The 18501-nt window shown below is 72.1% G+C and carries 9 protein-coding genes; 3 read left to right on the forward strand and 6 right to left on the reverse strand.

Annotated features, from left to right (window positions below; translation table 11 throughout):
• The first annotated feature begins 359 nt into the window (after positions 1-359).
• Positions 360-1274, forward strand: coding sequence for a DUF5667 domain-containing protein (locus tag O7633_RS15535; protein ID WP_278129515.1), 915 nt, complete (start codon positions 360-362; stop codon positions 1272-1274).
• Positions 1275-1529: 255 nt separating this feature from the next.
• The gene (locus O7633_RS15540) at positions 1530-2387 is read left to right on the forward strand and encodes an HAD-IB family hydrolase (RefSeq protein ID WP_256095297.1); all 858 of its coding nucleotides are present in this window, start codon (positions 1530-1532) and stop codon (positions 2385-2387) included.
• 49 nt (positions 2388-2436) lie between these two features.
• Here the strand turns inward: O7633_RS15540 and O7633_RS15545 are convergent, their stop codons facing one another.
• The 6 genes from O7633_RS15545 to O7633_RS15570 all read right to left on the reverse strand — a co-directional run bounded on the left by O7633_RS15545 (position 2437) and on the right by O7633_RS15570 (position 13499).
• The gene (locus O7633_RS15545; protein WP_282328570.1) at positions 2437-3294 is read right to left on the reverse strand and encodes a lysophospholipid acyltransferase family protein; all 858 of its coding nucleotides are present in this window, start codon (positions 3292-3294) and stop codon (positions 2437-2439) included.
• Between the two features lie 263 nt (positions 3295-3557).
• Positions 3558-4631, reverse strand: a complete 1074-nt coding sequence (locus O7633_RS15550) for an NAD-dependent epimerase/dehydratase family protein (protein ID WP_282328286.1) — start codon at positions 4629-4631, stop codon at positions 3558-3560.
• A 124-nt stretch (positions 4632-4755) separates the two neighbouring features.
• Positions 4756-4857 (reverse strand): AURKAIP1/COX24 domain-containing protein, encoded by a 102-nt coding sequence (locus O7633_RS15555; RefSeq protein ID WP_007465623.1) that lies wholly within the window; start codon positions 4855-4857, stop codon positions 4756-4758.
• A 340-nt stretch (positions 4858-5197) separates the two neighbouring features.
• Positions 5198-5407: a helix-turn-helix domain-containing protein gene (locus tag O7633_RS15560; RefSeq protein WP_007073166.1), complete on the reverse strand. Its 210-nt coding sequence runs from the start codon at positions 5405-5407 to the stop codon at positions 5198-5200.
• A gap of 717 nt (positions 5408-6124) precedes the next feature.
• Positions 6125-6562, reverse strand: coding sequence for a hypothetical protein (locus O7633_RS15565; protein ID WP_282328287.1), 438 nt, complete (start codon positions 6560-6562; stop codon positions 6125-6127).
• A gap of 52 nt (positions 6563-6614) precedes the next feature.
• Positions 6615-13499, reverse strand: coding sequence for a polymorphic toxin type 24 domain-containing protein (locus O7633_RS15570; protein ID WP_282328288.1), 6885 nt, complete (start codon positions 13497-13499; stop codon positions 6615-6617).
• Between the two features lie 426 nt (positions 13500-13925).
• Here O7633_RS15570 and O7633_RS15575 point away from each other — a divergent pair, with 426 nt between their 5' ends.
• Entirely contained in the window at positions 13926-18494 is a 4569-nt protein-coding gene (locus O7633_RS15575) for a LamG-like jellyroll fold domain-containing protein (protein ID WP_282328289.1), read from the forward strand.
• Positions 18495-18501 lie beyond the last annotated feature (7 nt).

Raw genomic sequence — 18501 nt, forward strand, 5'->3', positions numbered from 1 at the left:
CCGCCCGGTGGGCCGCCCCGCGCGGGGCCGGGCCGCCCGGCCGGCGGCGTCCGCGCGGCACCCGGCCCCCGACGGCGGTGCACGCCGTACGCCGGCCGGGGCGCGCCGCGCGGACGGGAGCACCCGCCAGCGGACGGCGTGACGCCCATCACTCTTCGTGATTTCGCTCCCGCCGGCCCCGTAACCCGTGCCCGGGGCGGAGCGTTTCTCCCGGTGCGACCGGTGGTTTCCGGCATCCCCGGGCCCGACGGTCCGGAAAGCGCAGCCCGGCACGAGCTTCGTCCTGGGTGCATGCTGCCGCCGGTCGCTGGTGCCGACAGCGGCCGACCGGCCGTGACCAGCGAGAGGAGGTGCCTGCGGTGATCAGTAACCTCTTCTCCCGCCGGCGCGCCGAGCGCTTCGCGCAGCTTCTCGACGAAGCCAACGGCGGCCGACGTCACCACGTCCGGTCCCGGGCCGACGATCATCTCGCCGCGCTCGTCGCGGTCGGCCGGCAACTCCACGCCGACCCTCCGCCCGTGAACCCCGACTTCCGCACCGGCCTGCGGGCGATGCTCGTCGCCGCCGCCGAGCGGGAGGGCATCGGGGCCACCGCCCCGGAGAGCGCGCCGGCCGTCCGGCGGGGCGTGCTCGGTCAGCGCGGCGCGGCGGCCCAGCGCGCCACCCTCGGCGGCGGCCCACGTGGCCCGTTGCTGCCGGCCGTCACCGCCCGCCGGGCCCGGGCCCGGGGCGCCATCCTCATCGGGGTGACCGCCGGGGCGATCGCCGTCTCCGGCATCTCCGCCGCCAGCGAGAACGCCGTGCCCGGCGACGCCCTCTACGGAATGAAGCGCTCCACGGAACGCGCCCAGCTCGCCCTGGCCAGTTCGGACCTCAGCCGCGGCCAGCTCTTCCTCGACTTCGCCCGCACCCGGCTCGGCGAGGCCGCCGCGCTGCGCGGGGACCGGCTCGGGTTCGACGCCGTCCTCGACGACATGGACTCGGACACCCGTCAGGGCGTACGCCTGCTCACCACCACGGCGGCACAGCGCTCCGACCCGGCCGGTCTGGAGTCGGTGAACGCCTTCGTCACGGGGCAGCGCCGCGCGGTCGGCGACCTGCTCGACGGGGCCAGCCGCACGGAGCGGGACCGGGTCCGCCGGTCGATCGCCCTGCTCGACGCGATCCGCAAGCGCTCCGACGCGCTGCGCGCGGCCATCGAGTGCGAGCTGCCCGTGCCCGCCGGCAGCGACGCGCTCGGCCCGACACCGACGACCTGCCCCGGCGACCGCTGATCGCCCGCTCTCCCGCTTCGCTGTTCTCCTGCTTCCCTGCTTCCTGCTCCCGCTGCGCTCCTCGCGTTGCCTGCGGTAAGGAAGGGGCCCCTCTACACCGTTATGCGTTAACAAGGTGCCCTTCCTTACCCCGAGCAGCGCGCGCCACAGTTCTCGCCGCAGCGGGTGGGCGGTCGCGCCGCCCCGGCTACGCTCGCGGGGAGGCACTCGTCGGGGTCGTCGAGCGAGGGAGGTCGGGTGGCCCGCAACGGCAGGATGACGGTCAGCACCGACCGGCACGGGCACACCGCCGGTTGGGCGGAGACCGAGGCCGCGCCCGCCACCCCGGTGGCCCCCGACCCGGCCGCCGCGGCCTTCTTCGACGTGGACAACACGATGATGCAGGGCGCGTCGATCTACTGGTTCGCCCGCGGGCTCGCCGCCCGCAACTACTTCACCACCGGGGACCTGGCCCGGTTCGCCTGGCAGCAGCTGCGCTTCCGGGTGCTCGCCACCGAGCACGCCGGGGACATGTCGCAGGCCAAGGATGCGGCCCTCGCCTTCATCGAGGGTTGGCGGGTCGACGACGTGGAGCGGCTCGCCGAGGAGATCTTCGACGAGCTGATGGCCCCCCGGATCTGGGCCGGCACCCGACGGCTGGCGCAACGCCACCTGGACGCCGGGGAGCGGGTCTGGCTGGTCAGCGCCGCGCCGGTCGAGATCGGCCGGGTGATCGCCGCCCGGCTGGGGCTGACCGGGGCGATCGGCACGGTCGCCGAGGTGGTCGACGGGGCGTACACGGGGCGGTTGGTGGGCGACCTGATGCACGGGCCGGCCAAGGCCGAGGCGGTGACCCAGCTCGCCGCCGTCGAGGGGCTGGACCTGTCGCGCTGCTCCGCCTACAGCGACTCCGCCAACGACCTGCCGATGCTGTCTGCCGTGGGCCGGGCGGTGGCCGTCAACCCGGACGGCGCCCTGCTGCGGCAGGCCCGGCAGCGGGGCTGGGAGGTGCGGGACTTCCGCACCGGCCGGCGGGCCGTGAAGATCGCGGTGCCGTCGACTGCGGCGGCCGGGCTGCTCGCGGGTGCGGTCGGCGCCGGCATGGCGCTACAGAAGCGCCGTCGCGTCCGCTGACGACCCGCCGCCCCGCGTCCGGTGGGGCGCGGCCCGGGGCCCGTGCGCGTCAGGGACCGAACGGGTCCGGGCGGCGTTCCAGCAGGCTGTGCAGGGTCTGCTGGATGGTCTCCCGCACCTGGTCGGCGAGGTTGAACACGACCAGCGGGTCGTCGGCCGAGTCGGTCAGGTGCGCGGTCGGGATCGGCGGGCAGAACTCGATGAGCCACTTGCTGGGCAGCGGCACCATCCCCAGCGGACCCAACCACGGGAACGTCGGCGTGACCGGGAAGTAGGGCAGCTTGAGCAGCCGGGCGAGGGGCTTGATGTCGGCGAGCATCGGATAGATCTCCTCGCCCCCGACGATCGCCACCGGCACGATCGGGGTGCCGGTGCGCAGCGCCGCCGAGACGAACCCGCCCCGGCCGAAGCGTTGCAGCTTGTACCGGTCGGCGTAGAGCTTCCCGACGCCCTTGAACCCCTCCGGGAAGACGCCGACGACCTCGCCGGAGCGGAGCAGCCGCTCGGCGTCCGGGTTGCAGGCGACCGTGCCGCCGGTCTTGCGGGCGAGCTCGGACACCACCGGCATCCGGAACACCAGGTCGGCCCCGAGCAGCCGCAGGTAACGGTGGGCCGGGTGCTGGTCGTGCAGGGCGGCGGAGAGGATCAGCGCGTCCAGCGCCACCGTGCCGGAGTGGTTGCCGACCACCAGGCCGGCGCCGTCCACCGGCACGTGCTCAAGCCCGGTGACCTCGGTGCGGAACCAGTCCCGGTAGAGCAGCCGCAGCATCGGGTGGAAGACGGACTCGGTCAACTCCGGGTCGAACCCGAACTCGTCCACCTGGTAGTCGCCGGAGAGCCGCCGACGCAGGAACGCCAGCCCCGAGGCGACCCGCCGGTCCCACACGTCGCCCGGCTGGTCCGGCACCGCCGCGTCCCGTGGGGCACCCGCCGCCGGCTCCTGCTCCCCCAGCTTGCGCACCGCCGCCGGTTCCGCCGGCTTCCGCTCCGCCGGCTGCTCCCGCCGGGTCGGTCGCGGGTCAGCCGCGCCACGGGCGGGGTCGGCGGCGGGGCCCGGGGGCGGATGGTGGCCGTTGCGCCGCGCCGGCTCCCCGTCCGGGCGGGCCACCACCAGCGGTACGTCGTACCGGCCGTTGGCCCCGGCGCGCCCGCGCTCCTCGTCCGGCGGCGTCACGACCGCTCCCGCACGGCCGCGCGCACCTGGCGGATGCCGTCGAGGACGGCCCGCTCGGCGGCGGCCAACTGTTCCCGGGTGACCACCACGCCGCCCTGGTGGGCGCGGATGAAGTCGTCGAACGCGGCGGCGGTCGAGCGGGGCGCGAAGCCGTACTCGCGTTCCAGGGCGGAGGTGTCCACGACCCGACCGTGCACGAAGAGATCGACCTGGTCCAGGCCGTACCGGCCGAAGCCGAGGCTGCGGGCCAGCGCGACGGCCCCGGACAGGCCCGGTTCGAACACCGGCACCCCCACCCGCCCGGCCCGCCTGATCGCCTGGGACAGGGAGAGCACGCCCGGACCGGCCACGTTGAACGTGCCCGGGTGCTCCTCGGCGACCGACCGGTGCAGCACCTCCAGCGCGTCGTCGAAGTGCACGAACTGCAACCGGGGGTCGCGCCCGAAGACGGTGGGGACGAACGGTTGGGAGAAATACCTGGTCAGCGTGGTGTCGGCCGTGGAACCGATGAACGGCGCGAAGCGCAGCACCGTGGCGGTGACGTCCGACCGGCGGCGACGGAAGCCACGAACGTACCCCTCGATGTCGAGGATGTCGCGGCCGAAACCGCCGCGCGGCACCTCGCGCGGCTCGGTCTCCTCGGTGAAGACGGCCGGGTCCCGGAACGACGCCCCGTACGCGGCGGTCGACGAGCGGACCACGAGCTTGCGCAGCCGGGGCGCCCGCTGGCAGGCGGCGAGCAGCTGCATGGTGCCGATGACGTTCTGTTCCTTCATCGCCGACCGGCCGCCCTGCTGGGGGTCGGGGGAGGTGACGAGGGCGAGGTGCACCACGGCGTCGACGTCGAGATCGGCGAGGAGCCCGCCGAGCGAGCCGAGGTCGAGCCGGATGTGCTCGACCCGGTCGAGCAGGCCGGACAGCTCGGGGTTGGGGGCGCTCGGGTCGACGCCGATCACCCGCTCGATGCGGGAGTCGGCGGCGAGGCGGGCGGCCACGTGCGCGCCGAGATAGCGGTTGACCCCGGTGACGACGACCACCCCCGGGGCACCTGGGGTGCCACCGGGGGTCACGTCGTGCACCTACCCCGGCAGGTGGGATCGAGCCGGGGCAACCGCGGCCTGATCACCTGAGCCTCCGAGGGTCGACTGTTGGCAAGCGACACGGGGTGCCGGGCCACGGTGGGCCCGGCCCCGGTCACTTGCCGAGACGGCGACGCTGGACGCGGGTCTTGCGCAGCAGCTTGCGGTGCTTCTTCTTAGCCATGCGCTTGCGGCGCTTCTTGACCACCGAGCCCATACGACGACAGCCTTTCGATGCAACGTGCGGGGCGGACCGGATGACACCACGCGGGCGTCGAGGGCCGCTTGCGGACAACGGGCCGGACCTGCTGGCGTGCGGCGGGCGCACCGGTGTGCGGTCACGGTCCGGTCCAGGGTAGCGGGAGAGCCTCAGCAGGACCAACGCGCCCCCGTCGATGCCCGTTACGTCGCACTCGGTGCCCTTTGCGACACTGCCCTCTGCGCAAGCGGGGTGCCCTGCGCGGCACGGCGGGCACCCAGTGCGGCACGCCGGACACCTCGCGCGGGGTGCCGGGCCGCGACGTCGGCGGACGGGCAGCCCAGGTGCGGCAGACGGATCAGGCGGTCTCCTGGAACGCGCCCCGGAGATACTCGTGCACCGCGTGCTCGGGCACCCGGAACGACCGGCCGACCCGCACGGCGGTCAGCTCACCGCTGTGCACCAGCCGGTAGACCGTCATCTTCGACACCCGCATCACCGTCGCCACCTCGGCGACGGTGAGGAACCTGACCTCCGACAGCCTGCCGTCGGACTGCGAACCGGTCATGGCCCACCGCCCCATCCCATGCCCCGGCGCGTGCCGCCGGACGGGATCCTCCCGCCAGGACGGGCTACGCGCGTGTTACCAGTACGGTAGCGGGACGGCTGTGACCGGCGCGATCCCTTCGCGCATGTTGATCACGCCGGGGACGGGTTTCCCCCGACGGTGGCCTGCCGTTTCGCCCCGCCCGGGGGGCCGGGGCCTGCCGGGTCCGGCCAGGCCGGCGTCCGGTTGGGCCGGCGTCATGTCGGCGACATGGCGGTGTCCGGGGCCTCCCGACCCCGCCATGTCGCCGACATGGAGTCGATCAAGGCACCCGGTGGCTCCGGCGGCGCCACCGGAGCCACCGGGCGGGTGCCCCGGGCCGCTTCCGGACGCGGACCGGGGCTCCGCACTGGGAGCGCTTCAGTGTCGCAGGTGCCCGGTCGAGCCCGGACAGCGGTCGATCATCACGCCCACATCCGCTGGACGGCCACCCCGCACCTACGGAACAAGACGTCCCGCAGTTGGCACCTCCCAGACCCGGAACTCAATGAGGTAATCGAGCCGCCCCTACCCCTATCGCCCGCCCCCACCTCCCAAGTTCGGATCAAAGACACCGAGTCTCTCCCTTTTCGCCGCGTTGCCCCTCACCACTCGCAGCAACCACAGCTACACCCCCGGCGCACAACCGCCCCTGCCTGCACACAGCGGAGCGAGATCGACATCTTCGCAGTGAAGCGATCAGGCTGATCGAATCGAAATTGTAGGCCCATAATCCTCTGACGCATCGACCACGGAGACGACGAATCGCCGGGCAGGAAATGTCGATTCGAGCGCCGCCCGCCACATCGCCGCAATCCGCGGCGCCAACTCGGCCAGAACAGCGTATTCAGCTTCCACTTTCGGCGCAAAAACGTCCCACAAGTGAACATGGTTCACGACACCTTCGACCGCAACCTCATCCCCCTTGAGTTCATCGAACCAGGCGTCGACTCCGCGCCGCTCGAAGAGGAAGCCCAGGAAGACGCCCTTGCGATACTCGGTGAACTCGGGCCAGAAGAGAATCGACATAGCGGCAGCCTCACCCACGGACGCCGTGGACTGCAAGAACGATCTTGGATCGAACTCCTCGCCAGCTCTGATCCAGCCCTTCATTTGGGGAAGCTTGCTGAGATCCACCGCTTGCCTGCCTCTCTACTCTTCTGGCCCTGGCATCGCCCCCCTGCGCCTGTCAGCACCCGACGCGCGGAAGATCCCCCGGGCCAGCCGGTGTTGCAATCTTGCTCTGCTGCGGGAAGACCCGCCCGTCAGGGGTCACGTTGCGGGTGAACTCCTGCACGTGAGGTGTCGGCACACCGCCATGCGCAGCACCAACCAAATCGACTCGCCGCAGAATGACACCATCCGCATCGTATACGGCGTAGTTACTAACAACACCATTCTGAGTGCGGTAGAGAACTCCATTCGCCGGCCCGCCGGCGTCAAGCGCGCCGCCCACCGGGAATCGTCCCCCCTGCCAATGGGTCGCCTTGCTAAGGTCGATGCCACCGTTGTCGTTGTGGACCAGCACCGGAGTGTCGCCGGCGAGGACATAGTACGTGTGGATGCCGTCGACGGTGAGGTTGTAGGCGGACGCGGCCGTCGCCGACGACCACTCCAGCCCGCCTATCGAAGGCCCTATACCATCGCTACCCAGCGCCCAGTCGCCCCGATCGATCTCGTCGGCGCGCTGCCACTCGCGGTCGGTGTGGTTCCAGAACGGGTGGTCCTCCGTGGTGGTGACTAAGGCGTCCCCGATCCGGAGGTCGACGAGGTCGTCCTCGTGCACCCAGACGCGGGTGACGGTGCGGGGGCCCTGCTCACCGGTCTCCGGGTCTGCCGCCATCACCTCGTCGCCGACTTGCACCTCTTCGAGCTTCTTGGTGCTCCCGTCGGCCATGAGGACCCGGGTGTCGCCGCTGAAACTCAGGCAACCGGCGCTACGGGAGCCGGTGCCCCTGCCCCCCTTCCCCTTGCCGACGCTCGTACCCGCGGGGGGCTTGGGGAGGCCACCCTCGTCCATGGGGAGGGTGTCGGCACCCCACTGGTAGTGGATCTCCCAGAGTTCCTCGATCCACTCCTTGCACCCGCCCGGTCTGCCCATCTCGCTGCAGATGTTCATGGCGAGCACGGCGGTGTCGTCGCGCATTCCGGCCCTGTCGGCGCCCTCGCCCCGCGTGGCGAACCAGTTCGCGCGCTGTTCGCGCCAGCGGCGTATGAAATCCTCGAACGGCACGCTCTCCGGCACCTGTATGCCGTAGCCGAGGTCCCTCGGGTGGTTCTCCTTGTCGGGCTTGGAGCTTCCCTTGTCGTTCTCCTCGCCCCACGTCACGTTGTCCGTCGAGCCGCAGCCGTGCGGGCAGCCCTTGTTCGGGTCGTAGCCGTAGCAGTCGAAGTACCGGCAGTCGTCCGGGATCAACCCCGACGGATCGCTGGAGGTGACCGGCGTGTTGTTGGCGTACGCGTAGCCGTTCCACTGCTGCGGGTCGGCCGGGTCCTGCAACGGGTCGAGCGAGACGAACCGGCCGATCGTCGGGTCGTAGTTGCGGGCACCGACCTGCGTCAGTCCCGTGTTCGGGTTCAGCGGTTGGTTGAGGAACCCCCGGTTGTCGGGGGCGGTCACCGTCGCGCCGCGCGGCGCGCCGTACGGGGTGTACTGCCGCCAGGTCGGCACCTGGGCGGTGTTGTTGAGGTACAGGCTGGGCGTGCCCTGGTGGTCGGGCAGGACGAAGCCGTACGCGGTGCCGCTGCCCGTCCGGTAGGCCACCGCGCCGCTGGGCAGGGCGTGGTAGCGGATGCCGCTCAGCGCCTGGGTGCCGGTGTTCAGGGTGATCTGCTCGCCGGCCAGGTAGAGCGTGGTGGAGCCCGGGTCCCGCTGGATGAGCAGGTTGCCGTCGGCGTCGTACAGGAACGAGCTGTCCCCGTCCGTGCCGCCGGTCACCGAGGTCAGTTCGCCCGCGTCGTCCCAGGTGAGGGTCTGGGTGCCCTGCCCGGCCTGGCGGGTGGTCATGTTCCCGGCGCTGTCGTACGCGTACGACGTGCTGCCGGTGAGCCCGCCGGTGGTGGTCGTGCCCGTCAGCGTGTGCGGCTGCCCGCCGCCGTTGCCGTCGTAGGCGTAGGTGGTGACGGTGTCGGCTCCGCCGGTCGGCGAGTACCGGGTCTCCTTGGTGCGGTTGCCGAGCGGGTCGATCTCCCACTCGGTCCAGTAGGCGCTGGTCGCGCCGATGCCGCTGCCGACCGTCGCGCGGTTGCCGGTCGTCGGTGTCGCGGCGCAGTCGTCGGTCGCGGTCCACGCCTTCGTGAGCCGCCGCAGCGCGTCGTACCGGAAGCACTCGGTCTCGGCGGCCGCGCCCGGCAGGTGGCGGGTGTCGACGGTCCTGACGATGTTCCCGAACAGGTCGTACGCGTAGTCCTGCCGGCCGACGTCGCTGGTCGTCGTCGTGGTCCTGGTGACCTTCTGCTGGAGCAGCCGGCCGTTGTGGTCGTCGTAGGTGTTGACGAGCGACGCCGCGCTCGTGGCCGGCCCCTGGACGCCCCGGGTGACCCGGCCCCACGCGTCGTACTCGGTGGAGCTGGCGTAGCTGGCCAGGCCGCCGAGGGTGCTGGGCAGGTCGAGGACGCCGCTGTAGCCGCGGACGACCGTCTCGGCGGGCAGGCCGCCCCGGGCCTGGTAGGTGTCGCCGAGCGGCTTGCCCGTCGAGCTGTGGTAGCTGTGGGTGTAGCCGTAGGTGTTGCCGAGCAGCCCCTCCACGGCCGGGATGACGATCTTCTCGCCGGTCGAGGAGCCGTAGGCGTTGAAGCCGGTCCACTGGGTCCGGTACTCGGCGCCGCCGCGGAAGGCGATCTTCGTGGTCAGCTTGCCGACGGGGTTGGTCATCGTCGGCTCGGCGGCGTTGTCGTTGTCGTACACCCAGGCGGCGAGCCGGTTGCCGGCCGCCTGGGCGGCGAGGGCGGCGGCGTAGCTGCCCGTCCTGCGATCGATCTTGTCGTACGTGAAGGACGTCGTCCTGCCCCGGGAATCGGTCGTCTCGACGATGTTCCCGACGCCGTCGTAGCGCGTCGTGCTGATGCCGGCGTCCGGGTCGTCCCGGCTCACGACCTGCCCGAGCAGGTTGTGCTGGCGGGTCCAGACGTTGCCGGCCGGGTCGGTCAGGGTGGACTGGTTGCCGCCCGCGTCGTAGCCGTAGCCGGTGGCGACGGTGGTGCCGCCGGTGAGCTGGTAGCTCCCGGTGAACGGGTCGGCCGGGCTGGTCAGGGTCGGTGCCGAGGTGTACTGGAGTTGCTGCTGCGTCCGGCCCATCGGGTCCGTCACCACCGTGGTGGTGGTGCCGCCCGTCGGCGGGACGACCGTCGTCCGGTCCCCGTTGTGCACGGTCCTGGTCGCCGACCTGACCGCGCCGTCACGGGCCGCCTCGGCCAGGATCACCCGGCCCAGTCCGTCGTACGTGTTGAAGGTCTGGTTCAGCGCCTTCTTCAGCAGGTTGTCGGCGTACACGGGGGTGGTGTCCGGCGTGCTCGCGGCATCCCACCAGCCGTTGTACGTGGCCCGCACCCAGCCCCGGCTGTCGTAGAACGTGTCGGTGACCATGCGCCCGCCCTGCGGGGTGTCCGCCTGGATCTGCCGCACCCGGTGCAGGGCGTCGTAGATGGTGGTCGTCTTCTGGTAGCCACCGCTGTTGTTCAGCGTCTGGGTGGTGGTCGCCGACGGGCCGGTCTTCGACACCGTGTAGGTGTGCTTGAGGTGGGCCGAGCTGCTGGTGGCCCGGGAGGCGAGCCAGACGGACGTGCGGCGGCCCAGCGCGTCGTACTGCGTGCGGGTCACCACGTTGTTCGGGTCGGTGCTGCTGGTGGTCAGGTTCCGCATCGGCGTGACGACGCTGGTGGTGGCGTGGCCCTCCGCGTTCGTCACGGTCACGCCGGTGGTGAGCCCGACGGCGTTGTCCGTGTAGCCGACCGTGCTCTTGTGGCCGTTGCCGTCCCAGGTGCCGGTGGCCCGGCCGTACGCGTCGAACTCCGCGCGGTCGGTCGTCTGGTAGGTGTATGCGCCGGAGGCCCAGCCGGACGCCTTGCGGACCATGGTGACGGTGCCCCTGGTGGGCGCGGCGGCCTGCGGGAACGTCGTGGCGAAGGCAGGGTCGTCGTAGTACGTCCGGACGTGCGAGACGACCTGCGCCGGCCGGCTGACCGTCGTGGGGGCGGTCAGCGTGTTCACGCTGCCCGGCGACGACGCCGACGGGCCCTGGGCGTAGCCGCCGCAGGCCACCGCCACGGTCTCGGTCTCGCTGGTCAGCCCGACGAGGTTGAGGCCGGCGTTCGGTGCCGCGTACGACGTGGTGGTGCACCGGTCGTAGGCGGCGCTCGCCGGCGTCGTGTGGTCGTAGGCGTGCTTCAGCAGCCCGAAGGTGGCCGAGCTGGTCGACGCGTCGTAGGAGTTGTCGGTCGCGCTGTACCGCCAGGTCGTCGCCCCGCCGGTGGTGACCGCCTGCCGCCGCCAGACCCGCGCGGGCGCGGCGAACGTCGCGGTCAGCGGGGACAGCCCGGTGCGGCTACGGGTCGCGGTCGCCTCCGACACCCAGTAGGAGGTGACCGTCGAGCTGTCGACGGGTCCGCCGTCGCCGAGGTGGCTGGTGGTCTCCAGCTCCCGGCCGGCGAGCTGGTCGACGTCCTCGTGGACGCCGCCGGCGGAGTCGGTGAGGTTGACGACGGTGGTGTTGTTGTTGCGGCTCATGCCGCGGTGGTAGGTCGTCTCGGACAACGTCCGGCGGTCGTTGACCCCGTCGCCGCCACGCACCCTGACCTTGCCGTAACCGCGGAACTGGCCGTACGTGCGGTACTTGGCCTTGACCACCTCGTTGTCGTCGTAGTGCCACGCGGCGCCGCCGACGTACTCGTAGCCGGTGGAGGTGGCGGGTGCGCCGCCGGTGGGGTCGGTGGCGGTGACCCGGGTGACGGCGTAGCGGTGGAACCAGTCCCGGATCTGGTCGGTGTAGCCCTCGGGGGTCCAGTGGATCGGGTAGCAGGACCTGGTGTTCGAGGCGGGGGCGGTGGTGACCGGGGCGGTGCACGGCAGGGGCAGCTCGTAGCTGGGCGAGACCACCGAGCCGGTCTCGGTGGTGATCGCCGAGATCCGCTGCCGGTAGAAGCTCGGCAGGCCGCCGGTGACGTCGACGCGGTTGGCCAGCTTGATGCCGCTGAACGACACCGACGGCAGCGCGACGGGCGCGGTGGATCCGCCGGAGGCGGTGTCGTGCCCGGTGCGGGTGATCGAGGACAGCCAGAGCGTCGGGGAGGTGCCGTCACCGGTCGCCGGCATGGTGTGCGCCAGGGCGTACGAGTCGACCTTCTGGTACGTCGAGGTGGCGGTGTCGTACTGCTGGGTCTCGATCGAGGTCAGCCGGACGGTGGAGAAGAACGACGGGCTCCACGCCGGGCAGTCGGTGCCCGCGTTGCAGACCAGGTCGAAGGGCACGTCCGGCCAGTTCGCCTTGTTGGCCGAGTTCAGCGGCTGGCAGGTGCCGGCGAGGCACCGGTCGCCGGTGGCGAACACGACCCGGTTCGGCGCCGTGCCGTACGCCCCGCCGTCGCGGAAGCCGTAGTCGATCCGGGCGAGGTGGCTGTCCCGCACGTAGCTGACGTCGGTGGCCCCCATGTTGCGGCCGTAGCGGTTGGTGGCCTGGTCGTAGTAGTAGGCCATCGCGTTGCCGTGGACGTCGGTGACGTGGTCGAGGTTCCACCGGTACGCCATCGTGCAGACCGAGGAGGAGAAGCCGGCCGGGTCGTGGCAGGGGTCGCCCGGGTGCAGGGAGTAGACCGGAACGGTGTCGACCGACTTCGTCTCCGGCTTCCCGGAGCTCCAGCCGGGCAGCCGGTTGCGGCCGAACTCGTAGACGGTGCCGTCGCGCTCGGTGACCCGCCAGTAGTCGGTGTCGTGGGTGCCGCTGCCGTTGCCGGAGTTGGTCACCCGGCCGACCGTGGCACCGGTGTCGTTCTGGAGCTTCCACACCTGCTTGGTCGCGTCCCAGACCAGGGCGCTCGACGAGCCGTTCAGCGCGATCGTCAGGACCGGGCCGGTGTAGCAGCGGTCGTGGGTCTCCACCGGGGAGGGGCTGCCACCCGGGTCGTCCTTGCAGGAGACGAAGGTCTGCTCGACGTACGACCGCGGCGTCGTCCAGCCGTCGCCGACCCAGGACGCCTGGGCGTTGGTCGAGGAGGTCTGCCCGTCGACGGCGCCAGAGTCGTACGACAGGGCCACCTTCGGCACCAGCTTGGAGCGGGTCGGCGGCACCGTCACCGGGTAGGTGTAGCTGAACGAGCCGGTGCTGCCGCCCGCGCTCCAGGACTGGGACGGCGACAGGTCGGTCGCGGCGTAGGTGCCGCCCGCGCCGCCCTCGTCCCCTGCGGTCGAGACCGCCGCCAGCACGGTCGTCGCGCCGCCCGCGGCCGCGGTGCCCGCCAGCGGGACCTCGGCCGACACGGTCCGGGCGGTGCTGTCGTTGGTGGAGGGCAGCGGCGACGCCGTGCGGCACCCCGCCGCCGCCGGGGTGGTGAGGGCGCACGCGGGCAGCCGCACCAGCCTCAGCCGCGAGCCGTAGTTCCCGCCGTACGCCTCGGCGAAGCCGGCGTAGTCCACGCCGACCCGCACCGTCGCGGCGGCGGCCCCGGGCGAGGGGGCGACCGACAGCAGCACGCCGTCGACCCCGGCGGACTCCGCCGTGGCCCGGTCCGCGACGCGCACGTCGAGCCGGCGGGGGCCGGCGTACCGGCCGCCCCCGGCGAGCGGCTGCGCCCACACCGGCGTCCCCACCGCCCGTGCCTTCGCCGCCGGTCGCGCGCCGGTGACGGCCGACGCGCTCAGGTCCAGCCGCGCTGACGCGGCCCTGGGCCAGGCCGTCCGCGCCGGGCGATGGGTGGCCCTCGCGTCGTCGGGCGGCGGCACGAACCGCGTCGGCAACGGCTTGACGCCCGTGACCGGACGGCCAGGAGACACCGGGGGCAGCAGCGCGTGCCCGCCGTCGTCCAGGGGCCTCGCCGACGCCGGGACGCCGGACAGCACCCCCACCGCCAACGATGCCGCCACGGCCAGCGCGATCAATCGCCCCGGACCAGCCAACAGGCGTGTTCCCCCGTGCCCGACCATGCGTACCCCACTCCGCGAGAAAGAACCGAACCACGCAGAGTGTCCGAACGAACACCGCATGGCGCGAACTATTTTTCACGTTCGCCTGCGCGAAAGGTAACGACGCGGTAACGATAGGTCGAGATCACTTCATCCATATCGGTCGCAGAGAGTCCCAAAGGGACGACCGATGGTGAGATTCGACGTTTCCCGTGGGCCGGTGGGGCTGCTTCACTGTGGCCGCCCACCGGACGCCGCCCGGCGTCCACCGGACACACGGGGAGGCACCGCTCCATGCTCCTAGCTCACCCGCCACGACGATCCCGCCGCGGAAGGGCAGTCGCGGCCGGCGTCAGCCTCGGCCTCCTGGTCGCCAGCGTCGCGTCGTTGCCCGCGCCTGCCGCCGAGGCGGCGTCGTCGGCACCCGCCGCGAAGCCGGCCACCGGCCCGCTCGGCGTGGACCGCGCCATGACCGAGGCCCGCCGCACCGGCCGCCCCGTCGAGGCCACCGCCGCCGGCACCTCCACCTCCACGACGACCGCCCGACCCGACGGCACCATCGAACTGACCCAGACCGCCACACCCACCCGCACCCGCATCGACGGACAGTGGCGCACCCTCGACCCGACCCTGGTCCACCACCCCGACGGCAGCATCACCCCGACCGTCACCACCAACCAGGTCCGACTCTCCCCCGGCGGCACCGGCCCCCTCGCCGAACTCACCAGCGGCGACCGCGCCCTCACCCTCACCGCACCCATGACACTGCCGAAGCCCGTCCTGTCCGGACCCACCGCCACCTACCCCGACGTCCTACCCGGCGTCGACCTCACCGTCCGCGTCACCGCCGAAGGCGGCTTCTCCCACGTCTTCGTCGTCAAGAACCGCCACGCCGCCCGCCACCCCAAACTGGCCACCCTCGACCTCACCACGTCCACCAGAGGCGTCACCCTCACCACCGACGCGGCAGGCAACATCACCGGCCACGACCGCACCGGCCACCCCGTCCTCACCGCACCCGCCCCCACCATGTGGGACTCCACCACCAACCCCACCGCACAGACCACCGCCCCGTCGAGCGCCACCGCACCCGGCCGCGCCGCCCACAGCGCCCCCATCGCCGTGAAGATCTCCCCCGGCACGCTGCGCCTGTCCCCGGATCGGAAGCTGTTCGACGACCCGGACACCGTCTACCCCGTCTACGTCGACCCCACGTTCAACTGGACCCCCGTCGGGCCCAAGATGTCCGGCTGGGCCACCATCTCCTACCAGCACCAGTCCACCAACTACTGGAAGGACACCCCCGACCTCATCGGACGCATGCAGGTCGGCAACTCCGGCAGCCAACGCTCCCAGACCCTGGTCAACTTCCCGATCCCCTACAGCACCCTCGCCGGGGCCGAGATCCACGACGCCATCTTCAAGATCACCAACACCAAGTCGTGGAGCTGCACCGCCAAGACCGTCAACGTCTACGCCCCCGCGACCACCCTGAGCTCGTCCAACGCCACCTGGAACCACTGGGAGGGGGTGGCCAACGGACCCCTCGCCGCATCGAAGAGCTTCGCCTACGGCTACAGCGGCTGCGACGCCGCCGCCGTCTCCTTCGACATCACCGGCCAGGTGGAAGCCGACGTCGCCGCCCAGAAGGCGACCCGCACCCTGCGGATGATCGCCGCCAACGAGGCCAGCGACACCCAGAGCTGGAAGGAGTTCCTCGAAACCAGCCCCACCCTCACCATCCGCTACAACCACAAGCCCAACAAGCCGACCGGGCTGACCACCTCGCCGCCGACGGCCTGCGCCGGCACCAGCACGGTCGGCGACGCCTCCGTGTCGCTGTACGCGCCGGTCTCCGACCGCAACGGTGGCACCCTCGGCATCAGCTTCAGGCTGTGGAAGACCACCGACGCCGCCCAGACGCCGTTGGCCTCCTCGAACCCGAACCTGCTCACCTACTCCTCCGGCAGCACGGCGGTGCTCGTCGTGCCCGTCTCGACCCTCAGGACCGCGGCCAACGGAGCGAGCACGAGCTTCTCCTGGAAGGTGCAGGCGACGGACTTCGGCATGACGGGCGACTGGTCGGGGGTCTGCTCGTTCACCTTCGACCCGACCCGCCCGGGAGCGCCCGCGATCCCCGAGATCGCCGACGGGACGACCACCATCGGCCAGTCCTTCACCGTGGACATCGCCAAGGCGGACGGCACCGACCCGAGCGGGTACGTCTACCAGCTCAACGCCGGCCCGCCCTCGGACGTGTCCGCTGCCAACGGCGCGGCGACCATCGCCGTCACCCCGACCCGGTTCACCAACACCCTGACCGTCACCAGCGTCTCCGCGGGCGGCAACATCGGTGACAGCAGGAGCGTCACGTTCAACTCCAACCCGGCCGCCGTCGCGGCGGACGGTGACCTCAACGGCGACTCCGCACCGGACCTGGTCGCCGTCGGGGCGACCCATGGGCTTCCCCCCGGGCTCTGGCTCGCGCCGGGCGGCAGCGAGCAGCTCGCCGTGGCCGGGACGAACATCGGGGCCCGCGGCAACGGGGTGACCGGGAACAACTCCCCCACGGACTTCGACGGCGCGCAGGTCGTCACCGGTCACTTCACGGGCACCGGCCTGCAGGACGTCCTCGTCTACTATCCCGCGACGGGCAACGGCGGGGTGCTCCGCAACAACGGTGACGGCTCCGTCATCCAGGCGCAGCTCAGCGGCAACCAGTTCAGCATCGCGGGGGACCTCCTCGTCGACGCCGACGGCACGCTGCCGCTCCGACTCGCCAACGCCGGGGACATCCGTGGGGCCGGCACCGGCTACCCGGAGCTGATCGGCATCAGCGGGAACGGCACCGTCGGACACCACCTGACCTACTACTCGAACGTCTACGCCCCCGCGCTCTACGCCGACCCGCTCACGATCAGCCAGCCGACGCCGACCGGCGGGGCCGACTGGGACAAGTGGACCATCACCACGGCCCAGTTGTCCGGGAGCACCGTCATGTTCCTGTGGAACCGCACGACCGGCGCCCTCCACCTGTGGACCGACCTGTCCTTCGACGGCGTCAACCAGCTCAGCCACACCTCGTACACGTTGCACGAGAACTGGAACACGGGCGCGGACCTCACGCTCCGGGCCGCCGACATCGACAGCGACGGCACGGCGGACCTGTGGACCACGGGGGCCGGCGGGGTGACCACCGCCTGGCTGGTCGGCGGCCTGTCGGGCGGGCTCGGCACGGTCACCGCCCAGCCGGCGAAGACGCTGGTCACCTCCAGTCACAGCTGGCAGCTCAACGACGGCACGGACGGACCGGTCACCACCGCGAAGGACAGCGCGGGCACGCTGCACGCCACGGCCACCACCGGCGCGTCGTGGAGCAGCGGCGACGCGTTCGACCCGGACGTCCTCCTCAATCCCCCGCCCGCCACCACCACCGGCACGCTCACCGCGTCGTCGGCGGTGGACACCAATGCCGACTTCACGGTCTCCGCGTGGGTGAAGCCGGCCGCCCTCGGTGGGACGGTGCTGTCCCAGAGCGGGACCAACGCGGCCCGCTTCCGGCTCTGGACCAACGCGGGCGACTCGTCGTGGCGCTTCACGATGGCCCGCACCGACGCCGCGAGCCCGGTCCTCGACACGGCGACCAGCGCCCCGGGCACCGCCCGCGTGGGCGTCTGGACACACGTCATGGCGAGCTGGAACAAGACCAGCGGCGCGATGACCCTGTACGTGAGCGGGGTGAACGCCGGACGGGCCACGCACACCACCGGCTGGGCCGCCGCCGGGCTGTTCCGGATGGGCAGCCACCGCACCAGCGCCACCGCTCACGGCGGCTGGTTCAGCGGCGAGCTGGCGCACGTCCAGACGTGGGACCGGATCTGGGCCGTGGAGGTCGACACCCGCAGCAGCGGTGAGGTCGCGGCGGTAGCGTCGGCGACCGGCGCGGTGCTGGCCTACCGGCGCGGCGCCGACGGCTGGATCTGGGGCAGCGGGCAGAGCAGCGTCGGCGGCGCCTTCGGGCCCTGGGTGCGCATCGGCGACCGCAGCGGCTTCGTCGGCTCGCCGACGGCGCTGAAGGCGGCCAACGGCACCGTCGTGCTCTACGCGCGTGGCGTCGACAACCAGATGTACGGGGTCGGCCAGCCGTCCGTCGGCGCGGCCTTCACCACCTGGCGGGCCATCGGCACCGGCCAGCCGCCGGCCGGCTTCGCGAGCGACCCCAGCGCCGTGCTCACCACGAGCAACACCATCGCCCTGTACGCCCGGGCCGCCGACGGCTGGATCTGGGGCACCGCCCAGACGGCGGTGGGGAGCACGTTCGGGGCCTGGGTACGCATCGGGGTGGGCGGCGCGGGCGTCACCGGCCGGCCGACGGTCACGAAGGCCGCCAGCGGCGCGATCGTCATCTACGCGCGGGCCGGCGACAAGAAGATGCACGGGGTCGCCCAGCCGTCCCCCGGCGCCGCGTTCGGCACCTGGGTGACGGTCGGCACGGGCGGGCCGGCCGGTGGGTTCACCGGCGACCCGACCACGCTGCTCGGCGCGAACGGCACACTCGTGCTCTACGCCGTCGGCGCGGACGGCAAGCTCTACGGCGCGGGTCAGCCCTCGGCCGGAGCCGCGTTCGGCGCGTGGGGGGTCATGGGCACGGGCCAGCCGACATTCGTCGGCGACCCGGCGGCGCTGCGCACCAGCAACGACAGGTTCGTCCTGTACGGACGCGGCACCGACGGCAAGGTCTGGGGCACGCAGCAGTCCGCTGTCGGCGGCAGCTTCGGCGCCTGGAGCATCATGAGTTCCGGGCAGCCGACGGACGGTTTCGACAGCGACCCGGCCGCCGTGCTCAACGGCAACAACGCGATCACCCTGCTGGGGCGAAGCACCGACGGCCGGATCTACAAGACCGACCAGCCGTCCCCCGGGGCCGCGTTCGCCGCCTGGGCGGAGATCCCCTGACCGACGG

Origin of the sequence: Micromonospora sp. WMMD712, from assembly GCF_029581295.1 — a bacterium.
Lineage (GTDB): Bacteria > Actinomycetota > Actinomycetes > Mycobacteriales > Micromonosporaceae > Micromonospora > Micromonospora carbonacea.